Origin of the sequence: Streptomyces yaizuensis (genome assembly GCF_034961445.1) — a bacterium.
GTDB lineage: Bacteria > Actinomycetota > Actinomycetes > Streptomycetales > Streptomycetaceae > Streptomyces > Streptomyces yaizuensis.
Map to the genome: position 1 here is coordinate 319,401 of NZ_BSBI01000006.1, position 14,621 is coordinate 334,021.

Consider the following 14,621-nt stretch of genomic DNA (forward strand, 5'->3'; position numbering starts at 1 on the left):
CCGATAGCAAGGTGCTGGAGGATCCGTGGACCTGTCCCTGTCGACTCGCAATGTGACCGGCCCCGCCGGCGACCGTACGGTCGTCGAGGTCGGTGGCGAGATTGATGTGTATACCGCGCCCAAGCTGCGCGAGCAGTTGGTCGAGCTGGTGAATGACGGCAGCTACCACCTGGTTGTCGACATGGAGGGCGTGGACTTCCTCGACTCCACCGGGCTCGGCGTGCTCGTGGGTGGCCTGAAGCGGGTACGTGCCCATGAGGGCTCGCTGCGTCTGGTCTGCAACCAGGAGCGCATTTTGAAGATTTTTCGGATCACCGGTCTGACCAAGGTGTTCCCGATCCACACCACGGTCGACGAGGCGGTCTCGGCCGCCGACTGAGCCCGGACCGCAGGAGACGGTCACCGGCCGGTGCCGGGGCGTGGCCCGCCCGGCCGCGCCCCGACACGGGCCGGATCTCGCGACGGGTGCGGCCCAGGCCGGTCCGTTGCCGCAGGACCGGCCGATGGGCCGTCCCGCAGGTCAGGCATGCCCATCTCCGCCCATGGGCGGTCAACCGGCCGTTCGGGGGTCCGCCGGGGACCGTGGGCGGACCGCCGATCGAGGAAGGGGTACCGGAGCATCCGGTCCGGGCCCCGAGATGCACCCGTACGTCCGAGGGGGATCGCATGGCCACCGTCGAACTTCGCTTCAGCGCCCAGCCCGAGCATGTCAGGACCGCCCGCTTGGTGGCCGCTGCCGTGGCGCGCAGGGCGGGGGTGGACGAGGCGGTGCTGGACGAGGTCCGGCTCGCCGTCGGCGAGGCATGCAGCAGAGCCGTCGGGCTCCACCACACCCATGGCATCACCGCGCCCGTCCATGTCGTGCTGACCGACGAGGACAAGCTGTTCTCCATCGAGGTCGGGGACGAGGTCCCCGCGCTCGCCGCCGAGGGCGTCCGGGCCGCGGCCGCGGCGGGCACCGAGGACGAGGCGGAGGGCGAGGACGAGATGGGTCTCGCCGTCATCAGCGGCCTCGTGGACGACATGGAGGTCACCGCCGGAGAGCGCGGCGGCGTCATCCGCATGAGCTGGCCCGTGGCGCCCGTCTCCATCGTTCCCTGAGCCCACCGCCCGGCCCTGAGCCCGTCCCGCCCTCAGGCCACCGTTCGGCCTGAGCCCGTTCGGCCCTGAACCCTGTTTCGGCCCTGAGTCCGCCGTCCCTTTCCCGGGACGGCCCGTTCTCTGCCGCAAGCCCGTCGCGTGACTCTGCCAGTGCCCCGCGGGGGTGCCGGCGTTCTCCGGGCATGCCGGGGTCCTGACCGATCCCGTGCGGCCGGACGGACCTGTCCCGGCCCTCGGGTGCCCCGTGGCCGGCCTACGCCCTCGGTGGCCGTCCTCCACGACCTGCCACCGGCCGATGCCCGGTACCCGTATGCCCGCTGCCCGCAGATGGGCATACCGGTGTGTATCCGTGCGTAAGGAATTTACGGACACCCGGTGTCCGTCCATCGGGCCGCTGTCGCCGGGCCACTCGCGGGGGTGGTCGAGGGCGGCTCCCGGCCACACCTCGAGCGGGCCGGAAAACGCCCCGGCATCCATTCGGGTGACGGGGTCAGGGGGCGCGCCGGGTGGTTCGGTAAAGCAATCATCAGGGCATAGCACCCCCTTCGACCGGGCCTCTTTTCCGTTCGCGAGATCATTTATCTAGATCATCGATCAAGCGTCAATGAGTTCGCCCCATTACCGCTTTCGGGCGCATTTTCGGAACTCGATCATTTGCTGAGTAGCCGTTGAAGGTCAATTGCATTTGCAGCGCCCTGTTTTGATCCGGTCCGGCTCCCTACAATCCGTCCACATCTTGAGCTCTGATACGACGTCAAGGAGGACGAATGGCGGGGCTCTTCACCTCAGAACCGACCGATCTTTCCACTTCTCTCGCAGCCGCGGTACTCACGGACGACAATCGGCTGATCGTCATGGTCATCGCCGCTGTGGCGCTGGCCGCGCTGGTCGTCGCCCAGGTGCTGGTGCGCCAAGTGCTCGCGGCCGACGAGGGCACGGATTCCATGAAGAAGATCGCGGCGGCGGTGCAGGAGGGCGCGAATGCCTATCTCGCCCGTCAGCTGCGCACCCTCGGCGTGTTCGCCGTCGTGGTCTTCTTCCTGCTGCTGCTTCTCCCGGCCGACGACTGGTCCGAACGTGCCGGACGTTCCGTGTTCTTCCTGGTGGGTGCGCTTTTCTCGGCGGCCACCGGGTACATCGGCATGCGGCTGGCCGTACGGGCGAATGTGCGGGTGGCCGCGGCCGCCCGTGAGGCCACCCCGGCCGAAGGCGAACCCGAAAAGGATCTCACCGCCGTCGCGCACAAAGCCATGAAGATCGCTTTTCGTACCGGCGGCGTGGTCGGCATGTTCACCGTGGGCCTCGGCCTGCTGGGGGCGTCCTGTGTCGTCCTCGTCTATGCCGCCGACGCCCCCAAGGTCCTGGAGGGCTTCGGTCTCGGCGCCGCGCTGATCGCGATGTTCATGCGGGTCGGCGGCGGCATCTTCACCAAGGCCGCCGATGTCGGCGCCGACCTCGTCGGCAAGGTCGAGCAGGGCATCCCCGAGGACGACCCGCGCAACGCGGCGACCATCGCCGACAACGTGGGCGACAACGTCGGCGACTGCGCGGGCATGGCGGCCGACCTCTTCGAGTCCTACGCGGTCACCCTGGTGGCGGCGCTCATCCTCGGCAAGGCGGCGTTCGGTGACGCCGGGCTCGCCTTTCCGCTGATCGTTCCGGCGATCGGCGTGGTCACCGCGATGATCGGCATCTTCGCGGTCGCCCCGCGGCGCGCCGATCGCAGCGGGATGACCGCCATCAACCGGGGATTCTTCATCTCCGCGCTGATCTCGCTCGCCCTGGTGGCCGTCGCGGTCTACCTCTATCTGCCGTCCTCGTACGCCGATCTGGAGGGGGTCACCGAGGCCGCCATCAGCAACCACGCGGGCGACCCGCGGGTCCTCGCCCTCGTCGCCGTCGCCATCGGCATCGTGCTCGCGGCCCTGATCCAGCAGCTGACCGGGTACTTCACCGAGACCAACCGCCGCCCCGTCAGGGACATCGGCAAGTCCTCGCTGACCGGTCCCGCCACCGTCGTGCTCGCCGGCATCTCCATCGGTCTGGAGTCCGCCGTCTACACCGCGCTGCTGATCGGCCTCGGTGTCTACGGCGCCTTCCTGCTCGGCGGCACCTCGATCATGCTCGCGCTCTTCGCGGTGGCGCTGGCCGGCACCGGGCTGCTCACCACCGTCGGTGTCATCGTCGCCATGGACACCTTCGGCCCCGTCTCCGACAACGCGCAGGGCATCGCCGAGATGTCCGGCGATGTGACGGGCGCGGGCGCGCAGGTCCTCACCGACCTGGACGCCGTCGGCAACACCACCAAGGCGATCACGAAGGGAATCGCCATCGCCACCGCCGTCCTGGCGGCCGCCGCCCTCTTCGGCTCGTATCGCGACGCCATCGCGACCGCGGCCAGGGACGTCGGCGAGAAACTCGGCGACGGTGCGCCGATGAACCTCGTCATGGACATCTCCCAGCCCAACAACCTGGTGGGGCTGATCCTCGGGGCGGCGGTCGTCTTCCTCTTCTCGGGGCTGGCCATCAACGCCGTCTCCCGGTCGGCCGGCGCCGTGGTCTACGAGGTGCGGCGGCAGTTCCGCGAGCACCCCGGGATCATGGACTACACCGAGAAGCCCGAGTACGGGCGGGTCGTCGACATCTGCACCAAGGACGCCCTGCGGGAGCTGGCCACCCCCGGCCTGCTCGCCGTGCTCACGCCGATCGCCGTCGGCTTCTCGCTCGGCGTCGGGGCGCTCGGCGCGTTCCTGGCGGGCGCGATCGGCACCGGCACGCTGATGGCCGTCTTCCTGGCCAATTCCGGCGGTGCCTGGGACAACGCCAAGAAGCTGGTCGAGGACGGTCACCATGGCGGCAAGGGCAGCGAGGCCCACGCGGCGACCGTGATCGGCGACACCGTCGGCGACCCGTTCAAGGACACGGCGGGCCCCGCCATCAACCCGCTGCTGAAGGTGATGAACCTGGTGGCGCTGCTGATCGCGCCCGCGGTGGTCCAGTTCAGCTACGGGGACGACGCCAGTCCCACGATCCGTGCGGTGGTGGCCGTGCTCTCCGTGGCGATCATCATCGGCGCGGTGTACGTGTCCAAGCGCCGCGGTGTCACGGTGGGCGAGGACACGCCCGTCGCGGCCGAGCACGGGGCGACGTCACCCGATCCCGCGGTGGTTTCGTAACCACCCGGGATCCAGGGGCGTTCCAAGGAGCGGGCGGGCAGGGTGCGTTGGCGCGCTGCCCGCCCGTCCGTGCGTCCGGGCGGGTCCCGTTTCCCTCGGTGGTGAGCCTTATCTCGTGTGGTGCAAATGGTTGCAATACCGTACGAACCTCATGAACCGCAGCCGGACGCCGCCCGTCCGACGTGTATGTTCCGGGGCCGAGGAGCCTTGGAAGGGACCGATCCGGTGAAGGTGAACAAGAAGCTCGCGGCCGCGTTGGCCGGCGGTGCGGTAGTCGTCCTGGCGCTGACGGGGTGCAGTGAGGAAGAGGACAAATTCACGGTCGACGACTGGGCGAAGAAGTACTGCGACGCCGCCAAGCCCCAGCTCGGCAAGCAGGCGGCGGCGGAGCAGCTGATCCGCTCGACCGCTTCGGACGGCAAGCCCGGTGACATCCAGACCGCCGACTCCCGGGCCTTCCAGGATCTCGCCGACGTCTACAAGGGGTACGCGGGCGCCTTCCGGGCGGCGGGCACCCCGCCGGTCGAGAACGGCGAGCAGCTGGTCAAGGCCGCCGCCGCCGAGCTGGACGTCAATGCGAAGGCGTATCTGGACCTGAAGCAGCAGGTCGACGAGTTGGACACCGGCGATCAGCAGGAGTTCGCGGACGGACTGGTTCCGGTCGCCGACGGGCTCGCGAAGATCGAGCAGAACCAGAGCGCCCGGGACCGGCTGCGGGCGGGCGAGACCGGCAAGGCGATGACCAAGCAGCCCGGCTGCAAGCCGGTGGCGCCCAGCTCGGGGTCGCCCTCCTGATCGGCTGATCGGCTGGCTGGCCGACCTGTCCTCATCCACATATATGCGTATATGTGGATGAGGAGGCCCGAGGGGCGCTCCGGTCCCCCGGCCCGGGCTGTTCCGGGCCGGCCCGGGATCCGGCGCACGGCCCGGCCGGAGCAGTGGCTTCCGGGGCGCCGCGACGGCGACCCCCGGGCCCGGCGGCCACAATGTCCCTGTGAGTACGCCCCCTGTTGTCCCCGCCCTTCCGTCCCCCGATCCGGCCCTCCGGCTCCGGGACGCGCTGCTGTCCGCCGCGTTCACCGCCGACGGCCTGCTCGAACTGCTCGGTGCCCCCGCGTACGCGGCCCTCGCCCGCAGTGAGACCGTCCCCGCCCTGCGGGCCACCCGGGACGGCGGCCCCCTCGCCACGCTGATACGGCTCTTCCTGCTCCAGCGCCCCGTCCCGTACGAGCGGGCGCGCGCTGTCCTCCCGCTCACGGAGGCCCTGGCCGGCGGCTGGGTGGTCCGTGACGGCGACGAGGTGCGCGCCGCCGTGGACATCCGCCCCTACGGGGGACCCGAGGGTGAGGACTGGTACATCGTCTCCGACCTGGGCTGCGCGGTCGGCGGCGCCGGAGGCTCCGCAGGCCAGGACGAGCAGGTCGTCCTCGGTGTCGGCGGTGCCTCCACCACGCTCGCCGGGATCACCGTGCGCACCCCGGTGGCCTCCGCGCTCGACCTGGGCACCGGCTCCGGGATCCAGGCCCTGCACGCGGCCCAGCACGCCACCCGGGTCACCGCCACCGACCTCAACCCGCGAGCCCTCCACTTCACCCGGCTCACCCTGGCGCTCTCCGCCGCGCCCGCCGCCGATCTGCGCGAGGGCTCGCTCTTCGAGCCGGTCGCCCAGGACACCTTCGACCTCATCGTGTCCAACCCGCCGTTCGTGATCTCCCCCGGGGCCCGGCTGACCTACCGCGACGGCGGCATGGCCGGGGACGACCTCTGCCGCTCCCTGGTCCAGCAGGCCGGCGACCGGCTGAACGACGGGGGGTACGCGCAGTTCCTCGCCAATTGGCAGCATGTCGACGGGGAGCAGTGGCAGGAGCGGCTGCGCTCCTGGGTACCGAGCGGCTGCGATGCCTGGATCGTGCAGCGCGAGGTGCAGGACGTCGCGCAGTACGCGGAGCTGTGGCTGCGGGACAGCGGTGATCACCGGGGCGATCCGGAACGCTATCGCCGCCGGTACGAGGAGTGGCTGGACGAGTTCGACGCGCGCGGCACCCGGGCCGTCGGCTTCGGCTGGATCACCCTGCGCAAATCGGGCTCCGAGCGCCCCTCCGTGGTGGCCGAGGAGTGGCCGCACCCGGTCGAGCAGCCCCTCGGCGAGGCCGTGCGGGCCCACTTCGACCGGCAGGACTATCTGCGGACGCACGACGACGCGGCGCTGCTCGCGGACCGTTTCCGGCTGGTCCCCGAGGTCGTCCAGGAGCAGACCGGGCTGCCCGGCGACGAGCACCCCGAGCATCTGGTGCTGCGGCAGAACCGGGGGATGCGCCGGGCCACCAAGGTCGACACGGTCGGCGCGGGTTTCGCGGGGTCGTGCGACGGCACACTGAGCGCGGGCCGGATCCTGGACGCGATCGCCCACCTCATCGGCGAGGACCCGGTGCTGCTGCGGGACCGTACCCCGCAGGCACTCCGGCTGCTGGTGGAGGAGGGGTTCCTGGAGCCGGCGGCCGGTGCGGCCGGCGGGCCGGAGCACTCCCCGGCCGGCTGACCACCCGGCCACCCGGAACACCCCGACCACCCGACCGGTCGGCGGGCGAGGCGCGGGCCCGGCCGTACCGACCCGTACCGGCGCACCGGCGCACCGGGGTACCGACCCGTACCGATGCATACAGGCCAGTACCTCGATTCCTGTCCTGTAATGGTGCACAGCTCATGGTGCGCAGCGACCCCCGCCGATCTCCCCGGGAGCGTCCCGGGGAGATCCCCCGGTGCCCCGGTCCGCCGGGTGGAATCGGCCCGGGACCGGCCCCCGCGCGGGTGAACCCACGCGTCGTTCACCCCGAATTCGCGCCGTCGATGTCCGAAAGTGTCAGCCTCGGCCCGGTGGTGCCCGATGGCCCCCGGGGACGTCCCCCGGACCATCCGGGCGTCGCCCCGGCATCGGGGCAGGACGGGACAGGAATCGGGGTACGGGCATGGAAAGCGGGCCGGCGATCTTTGCCGGAACGGCGTTCGCGCTGTTCGGGACGGGTCTGCTGCTGTGGACCGGGGTAAGGGTGGGGCAGGGGGCGCCGGTCGCCCACGGGGTGCGTCCGGGCCGTGCCGCCGTGCTGACCGCCGTCTCCGGCGCGGTCTGTCTGCTGCTCGGGGTGTGGTGCTTCGGCCGGATCTGAGCCGGATCTGAGCCGGATCTGAGTCGGATCCGGGCCGGGTCCGGGCCGGGTCCTGGCAGGGTCGGAGACAGCCATCGGACACCGTCGTGCCGGTCCGGGCGGCAGGAATGGCCGGACTCGGGTTACCGTTCGAGTGGCCGTTGCGGGCTTTCGCCGTTTGACACGGGGGCGGGTTGTACCGTCACACTCCGCAGCGGCAGCAGCGCCACGCAGGACCATGCAGCAGCACGCCAGCGCCACAGCGGCCGGGCCACCGGGCCGGACGCCGTGACCGCCCACCCGAGTGCCGACCGGAGAGAAGAGCGAAGTTGTCCCCGACCAGCGAGACCGCACAGGGCGGCCGACGCCTCGTGATCGTCGAGTCGCCAGCCAAGGCGAAGACGATCAAGGGTTACCTCGGCCCCGGCTATGTCGTCGAGGCGAGCGTCGGGCACATCCGCGACCTCCCGAACGGCGCGGCGGAGGTGCCGGAGAAGTACACCGGCGAGGTGCGCCGTCTCGGTGTCGACGTCGAGCACGACTTCCAGCCGGTCTACGTCGTCAACGCGGACAAGAAGGCGCAGGTCCGCAAGCTCAAGGAGCAGCTCGCCGAGTCGGACGAGCTGTACCTCGCCACCGATGAGGACCGCGAGGGCGAGGCCATTGCCTGGCATCTGCTCGAAGTCCTCAAGCCCAAGGTCCCCGTCCACCGGATGGTCTTCCACGAGATCACCAAGGACGCGATCCGGGACGCTGTCGCCAATCCGCGCGAGCTGAACCAGCGGATGGTCGACGCCCAGGAGACCCGCCGCATCCTCGACCGTCTCTACGGCTACGAGGTCTCGCCGGTCCTGTGGAAGAAGGTCATGCCCCGGCTCTCGGCGGGCCGGGTCCAGTCCGTCGCCACCCGGCTGGTGGTCGAGCGGGAGCGCGAGCGCCGCGCCTTCACCTCGGCCGAGTACTGGGATCTGACGGGCACGTTCTCCACCGGCCGGGCCGGGGACTCCTCCGACCCGTCCTCCTTCACCGCCCGGCTGAACACCGTCGCGGGACAGCGCGTCGCCCAGGGCCGCGACTTCGGCTCCGACGGCCGGCTGAAGTCCGCCCAGAGCCAGGTGCTGCACCTGGACGAGGCGAACGCCCGCGCCCTGGCCGCCGCCCTGGAGCACACGGTGTTCGCGGTGCGCGCGGTCGAGTCGAAGCCGTACCGCCGCTCCCCGTACGCGCCGTTCCGTACCACCACGCTCCAGCAGGAGGCGTCCCGGAAGCTGGGCTTCGGGGCCAAGGCGACCATGCAGGTGGCGCAGAAGCTGTACGAGAACGGCTTCATCACCTATATGCGTACGGACTCCACCACGCTCTCCGAGACCGCCGTGACGGCGGCGCGGGCGCAGGTGACCCAGCTCTACGGCGCGAGCTATCTGCCCGACAAGCCCCGGGTCTACGCGGGGAAGGTCAAGAACGCGCAGGAGGCGCACGAGGCGATCCGCCCCTCGGGTGATCGTTTCCGCACTCCGGCGGAGACCGGGCTCACCGGTGACCAGTTCCGGCTCTACGAGCTGATCTGGAAGCGGACCGTCGCCTCCCAGATGAAGGACGCGACCGGGAACTCCGTCACCGTGCGGATCGGTGGCACCGCCTCCGACGGCCGGGACGCCGAGTTCACCGCCTCCGGCAAGACGATCACGTTCCACGGCTTCATGAAGGCGTATGTGGAGGGGGCCGACGACCCCAACGCGGAGCTGGACGACCGGGAGCGCAGGCTGCCGCAGGTCAGCGAGGGCGACAGGCTCGCCGCCGAGGAGATCTCGGTCGACGGGCACGCCACGAAGCCGCCCGCCCGCTACACCGAGGCGTCCCTCGTCAAGGAGCTGGAGGAGCGGGAGATCGGCCGCCCCTCCACGTACGCCTCGATCATCGGCACCATCCTCGACCGCGGCTATGTCTTCAAGAAGGGGACGGCGCTCGTGCCGTCCTTCCTGAGCTTCGCCGTGGTCAATCTGCTGGAGAAGCACTTCGGGCAGCTCGTCGACTACGACTTCACCGCGAAGATGGAGGACGACCTCGACTGCATCGCCCGCGGCGAGGCCCAGGCCGTGCCGTGGCTGAAGCGGTTCTACTTCGGCGAGGGCGCCGCCGGTGACCACCTCGGCGGGCTGAAGGCGCTGGTGACCGACCTCGGCGCGATCGACGCCCGGGAGATCTCCAGCTTCCCCGTCGGCAACGGCATCGTGCTGCGCGTCGGCCGCTACGGCCCGTACATCGAGCGCGGCGAGAAGGACACCGAGGGCCACCAGCGCGCGGACGTCCCCGACGATCTCGCGCCCGACGAGCTGACCGTGGAGCACGCGGAGGAGCTGCTGGCCAAGCCGAGCGGCGACTTCATGCTGGGCACCGACCCGGACTCCGGCCACGAGATCGTCGCCAAGGACGGCCGCTACGGCCCGTACGTCACCGAGGTGCTGCCCGAGGGCACCCCGAAGACCGGCAAGAACGCCGTCAAGCCGCGCACGGCCTCCCTCTTCAAGTCCATGTCGCTGGACACGGTCACCCTGGCGGACGCGCTCCGGCTGATGTCCCTGCCCCGGGTCGTCGGCACCGACGCCGAAGGGGTGGAGATCACCGCGCAGAACGGCCGGTACGGCCCGTATCTGAAGAAGGGCACCGACTCGCGGTCCCTGGAGAACGAGGAGCAGCTCTTCTCGATCACCCTGGACGAGGCGCTGGCCATCTACGCGCAGCCCAAGCAGCGGGGGCGGGCCGCGGCCAAGCCGCCGCTGAAGGAGCTGGGCACGGACCCGGTCAGCGAGCGTCCGGTGGTCGTCAAGGACGGCCGGTTCGGTCCGTACGTCACCGACGGCGAGACCAACGCGACCCTGCGGACCGACGACAGCGTGGAGACGATCACTCCGGAACGCGGTTACGAGCTGCTCGCGGAGAAGCGCGCCAAGGGCCCTGCCAAGAAGACGGCGAAGAAGGCGCCCGCCAAGAAGGCACCGGCCAAGAAGGCGACGGCGACGAAGAAGGCCACGGCGGCCAAGAAGACGACGGCGACGGCGGCCAAGACGGCCGCGAAGAAGACGACGACGGCGAAGACCGCGGCGAAGAAGACGGCCACGGCCACGGCCAGGACGGCGGCGAAGAAGACCACGGCCGCCGCTCCGGGCGCCGAGGACTAGGAGCGCTCCGGCCGGAGTCGGCGTCCGGCTTCGGCGCGGGCGTCGGTGTCCGGCTTCGGTGTTCGACCCGGCTCAGGCGTCGGCTCCGGTTGTGGTGGCAGGCGGGGTGCGGGTGGGCTCCGGAGCGCTTTGTCGTACAAATGTTCCGGTGGTGGACGGGAGGCTTCCGAGGCGGTCCCGGGTCCGGCCGGCCGGACCCGCCGGGGGCATTCGCCCAGGCCATGGCCGTACCCGGGGGACCCGCCCGGAGACGGTGGCGCTGCCCCCTGTCGCGTACCGGACACGGAGGGTCCGTACCGTCCCGCTCCCGTCGTCCACAGGTTCGACCGGACTCCGCGAGGAGTTGTGCTGTCCGGATAGGCTGGGCGGATGACGCGATCCGAGCAGCCGGCCGAGCAGCAGGCGGCGGTGGGCCCCGTCTCCGGTACCGCCCCCGGTCCCGACGACTCCGACGCCCTCGCCGCGGAATCCCGCGAGCGGGCACTGCGCGCCCTCCTGCGCGTACCCACGCTCCGCGGGATGTGGAACGCGCAGGCGCTCGGCGGCGTCGGCGATGTGCTCACCGTCCTCGTCCTGCTGCTCCTCACCCTCCAGGCCGCCGTCACGGAGGGCACCTTCGGCGACGGCTACCGGGGCGCCGCCCTCTCCGTGGCCGCCGTGCTCGGCGCGCGTGCCCTGGCGACCGTGGTGTTCGGAGCGGTGCTGCTGGGACCGCTGACCACGCTCACCGGCTCCAAGGGGCCGCTCGACCGGCGCTGGACCATGATCGGTGCGGACGGCGTACGGATCGTCCTGCTCGTGCTCGCGCCGCTGTGGCTCGACTGGACGCCTGCCGCGGCGCTCGGGATCCTGCTCGGCACCGTCTTCGTCAGCGGCGCCGCCGAACGCCTGTGGACCATCGCCCGGGACGGGGCCGCGCCCGCGCTGCTGCCCGCCGCGCCGCTGGAAGGGACCGCGGTACGGCCGCTCCCCGACCACCTCGGCGCGCTGCGGCGGCTGTGGCTGCGTACGTCGTTCGCGGCCGTTCCGGCGGGTGCGGCGGTGCTGCTCGTCGCGACCCTGATCGGCCGGGCGCTGGGGGTCGGCATCGACTGGTTCTCGGCGCACCAGGCGGCCCTGGGCTCGTATGTCGCCGCCGGGCTGTTCGCGGCGTCCGCCGTGCTGCTCTGGTTCCTGACGCTGCCCGGGGGCCGGACGGAGCGGCCGCGTTCGCCGCTGGAAGGGCTGCGGCGGCCGCTGCGGGCGCCGAGGTCCGCCGCTGCGGCGAAGACCACCCCGTCTGCGAAGACCACCCCGTCCGCGGAGAACCCGGCGGCGAAGAACGACTCGGCGAAGACTGCGCAGACGGCGAGGGCGGGGGCGGCCGACGGGTCGCCGGACGCGGCCGGCGCTGGTGCCGCCGACGCTGCCGCTGCCGCTGCCGCTGCCGCTGTCGCTGAGCCCGGTCCGGACCGGGGGCGCACCGGAGCCGTTCCGTATCTCGTCCTGGCCTGTACGGCTGTCGCCGGCGCGATCGCCGCGGCCGCCTCCGTCTCCGTTCTGCACGCCGTCGACCTCGGCGGCGGCCCCACCGCCTTCGCGCTGCTGGTGCTCGCCCTGACCGGCGGGACCCTCCTCGGCATCCGGGGCGGCCGGTCCGTCCTGCCCACGCTCTCGCGGCGGCGGCTGCTCCCCCTCGCGCTCACCCTGACCGGGCTCGCGCTGCTGGCGATGGGGCTCGTTCCGGACACCGCGACCGTCTTCTTCCTCGCCATCGGCGCCGGGTTCTCCGCGGGCGTGGTGGCGGGCATCGGCCACGACCTGCTCGACCAGGAGTCGGAGGCCCCCCGGCGGGCCCGGATGACCGAGCACCTCCAGGCGTCCGCCCGCGTCGCCGTGGGCCTGGGAGCGATCGCCGCCCCGCTGCTGGCCGCCGCGATCGGCCCCCACCAGCTGGCCATCGGGGACGCGGTGCTCGCCGACGGCGGCGCCGCCTTCGTCCTGATGCTCGTGGGCGCGCTGCTGCTGCCCGTCGCGGCCGTGGTGCTCGCCCGGACCGACGACCGGGCCGGCGTCCCGCTCCGGCGCGACCTGGGCGAGGCGCTGCGCGGCGGCGCGGACCCGGCCCAGGCCACCGCCCCCACCGGTTTCTTCATCGCCCTGGAGGGCGGCGACGGCGCCGGGAAGTCGACCCAGGTCCAGGCGCTGGCCGAGTGGATCCGCAACAAGGGCCACGAGGTCGTCGTCACCCGCGAGCCGGGTGCCACCCCGATCGGGAAGCGGCTGCGGTCGATCCTCCTCGACGTGGCCTCCGCCGGTCTGTCGAACCGCGCCGAGGCGCTGCTGTACGCGGCGGACCGTGCCGAGCACGTCGACTCGGTCGTCCGGCCCGCCCTGGAGCGCGGCGCCGTAGTGATCACGGACCGGTACATCGACTCGTCCGTCGCCTACCAGGGCGCGGGCCGCGATCTGTCCCCGACGGAGATCGCCCGGATCTCGCGCTGGGCCACGGACGGCCTCGTTCCGAATCTCACCGTGCTGCTGGACGTCTCGCCGGAGACCGCGCGGGAGCGGTTCACGGAGGCCCCGGACCGGCTGGAGTCGGAGCCCGCCGAGTTCCACCAGCGGGTGCGGTCCGGCTTCCTGACGCTGGCCGCCGGGGACCCGGCGCGCTATCTGGTGGTGGACGCCGGCCAGGAGCCGGAGGCCGTCACCACGGTGGTACGCCACCGGCTCGACCGGATGCTGCCGCTGTCGGAGGCCGAGGTGCAGGCCCGCGAGGAGGCCCGGCGGCGGGAGGCCGAGCGGATCGCGGAGGAGGCCCGGCTCAAGGCGGAGGAGGAAGCCGCCCGCAAGGCCGAGGAAGAGCGGCTGGAGCGCGAGCGCCAGGAGCAGCTCGCCCGGCTGCGCGCCGAGGAGGAGGCCCGCCGGGCGGCGGAGGAAGAGGAGGCCAGGCGGCGCGAGGCCGAACGGCTCGCGGAGGAGGCCCGGCAGCGCGCCGAGGAAGCCCGCCGGCTCGCCGAGGAGGAGCGCCTCAAGCGCGAGGCCGAGGAGCGGGCACGCCGCGAGGAGCAGGAGCGGCTGCGCGCGCTCGCGGCGGAGCAGGCCAGGCTCCGGGCGGAGGCGGAGGAACGCCGTCTGGAGCGGCAGCGCAAGGCGGAGGAGGCGCTGCTGCGGGCCGAGGAGGCCCGGCGCGCTGCCGAGGAACAGCGGGCTGCTGAGGCGGCGGCCGCCGCAGCTGCGGCGGCCCGTGCCGCTGAGGCGTCCGCGCGTGAGGAGACCGTGGAGACGCCGCTGCCGCCGTCGGCCGGTTCCGGGGCCGGTGGTGCGGATGACGACGAGATCACCGTCGTCACGCCGGTGGTGCGGCTCGACGACGAGACGCAGGAGGTGCCGAGGACGGCGCCCGGCGGTCCGGCGGGCGCGATGGACGAGACGGCGGTGCTGCGGCCGATCCGGGACGAGGACGAGGACGAGGACAGGGACGGAGGCGGGGGCGGGGGTGCGGCGGACGAGACGGCCGTGCTGCCGGCCGTGCGCGACGGGGACGACCCGCGTACCGACCGGGGCCCCCGGGGGCACTGGGACGGGCGGGACGAGTGGGACGAGCGGCCGGTGGACAAGGTGCCGCCGGGCTTCTTCCGTGACGAGCCGGGGCAGTCCGGTCCGGCCGGCCGGTCGGGTGGGTCCGGTGGGTCTGCGTCCGGTGGGTCTGCGTCCGGTTCCGTCGACGGCGGATCCCGGGGCGAGGACCGTACGCGGGAACTGCCGCAGCTCGACGCGGAGACCGGCCGTCCGCGCCGCCGCCCGGCGTGGGCGGAGGAGACACCGCTGGACGATCTGCCGACGCTCGCCGACGAACTGCTCGGCGGGTACGACGACGGCTCCGGCCGGGGCAAGGGCCCGGAGGGCAGGGGCTGAGGCCTCTCGTCTGGATCTTGCCGGGGCTCGCGTGCCCTGCCGCGCTCCCGCTGGGGCCGGCGGTCCGGGTGGGGTGCCCCCGGCGGAGCCAGGGGGAGTACCTCTCACCGCAGGGACTCTCC

The 14,621-nt window shown here is 72.3% G+C and carries 8 protein-coding genes; all 8 read left to right on the forward strand.

Annotated elements, in window-relative coordinates:
• Positions 1–25: 25 nt before the first annotated feature.
• The 8 genes from SYYSPA8_RS17150 (at position 26) to tmk (ending at position 14,499) form a co-directional block, all read left to right on the forward strand.
• A complete protein-coding gene (locus SYYSPA8_RS17150) occupies positions 26–379 on the forward strand; it encodes an STAS domain-containing protein (protein WP_323448052.1) in 354 nt (117 codons plus the stop codon).
• Between the two features lie 287 nt (positions 380–666).
• Positions 667–1,101, forward strand: coding sequence for an ATP-binding protein (locus tag SYYSPA8_RS17155; protein ID WP_323448053.1), 435 nt, complete (start codon positions 667–669; stop codon positions 1,099–1,101).
• Between the two features lie 767 nt (positions 1,102–1,868).
• Positions 1,869–4,277 carry a sodium-translocating pyrophosphatase gene (locus SYYSPA8_RS17160; protein ID WP_323448054.1) on the forward strand — a complete coding sequence of 803 codons (2,409 nt, stop codon included), beginning with the start codon at positions 1,869–1,871 and terminating at the stop codon, positions 4,275–4,277.
• A 207-nt stretch (positions 4,278–4,484) separates the two neighbouring features.
• The gene (locus tag SYYSPA8_RS17165) at positions 4,485–5,072 is read left to right on the forward strand and encodes a small secreted protein (protein ID WP_323448055.1); all 588 of its coding nucleotides are present in this window, start codon (positions 4,485–4,487) and stop codon (positions 5,070–5,072) included.
• A 199-nt stretch (positions 5,073–5,271) separates the two neighbouring features.
• The gene (locus tag SYYSPA8_RS17170; protein ID WP_323448056.1) at positions 5,272–6,816 is read left to right on the forward strand and encodes a DUF7059 domain-containing protein; all 1,545 of its coding nucleotides are present in this window, start codon (positions 5,272–5,274) and stop codon (positions 6,814–6,816) included.
• A 427-nt stretch (positions 6,817–7,243) separates the two neighbouring features.
• Positions 7,244–7,441 carry a hypothetical protein gene (locus SYYSPA8_RS17175; RefSeq protein ID WP_323448057.1) on the forward strand — a complete coding sequence of 66 codons (198 nt, stop codon included), beginning with the start codon at positions 7,244–7,246 and terminating at the stop codon, positions 7,439–7,441.
• Between the two features lie 308 nt (positions 7,442–7,749).
• Positions 7,750–10,599, forward strand: a complete 2,850-nt coding sequence (gene topA / locus SYYSPA8_RS17180) for a type I DNA topoisomerase (RefSeq protein ID WP_323448058.1) — start codon at positions 7,750–7,752, stop codon at positions 10,597–10,599.
• A 369-nt stretch (positions 10,600–10,968) separates the two neighbouring features.
• Positions 10,969–14,499, forward strand: coding sequence for a dTMP kinase (gene tmk / locus SYYSPA8_RS17185; RefSeq protein WP_323448059.1), 3,531 nt, complete (start codon positions 10,969–10,971; stop codon positions 14,497–14,499).
• Positions 14,500–14,621 lie beyond the last annotated feature (122 nt).

Coding starts and splice junctions, on each gene's coding strand:
- SYYSPA8_RS17155 (WP_323448053.1), top strand. CDS start 667: ATGGCCACCGTCGAACTTCGCTTCAGCGCCCAGCCCGAGCATGTCAGG.
- SYYSPA8_RS17160 (WP_323448054.1), top strand. CDS start 1,869: ATGGCGGGGCTCTTCACCTCAGAACCGACCGATCTTTCCACTTCTCTC.
- SYYSPA8_RS17175 (WP_323448057.1), top strand. CDS start 7,244: ATGGAAAGCGGGCCGGCGATCTTTGCCGGAACGGCGTTCGCGCTGTTC.
- tmk (WP_323448059.1), top strand. CDS start 10,969: ATGACGCGATCCGAGCAGCCGGCCGAGCAGCAGGCGGCGGTGGGCCCC.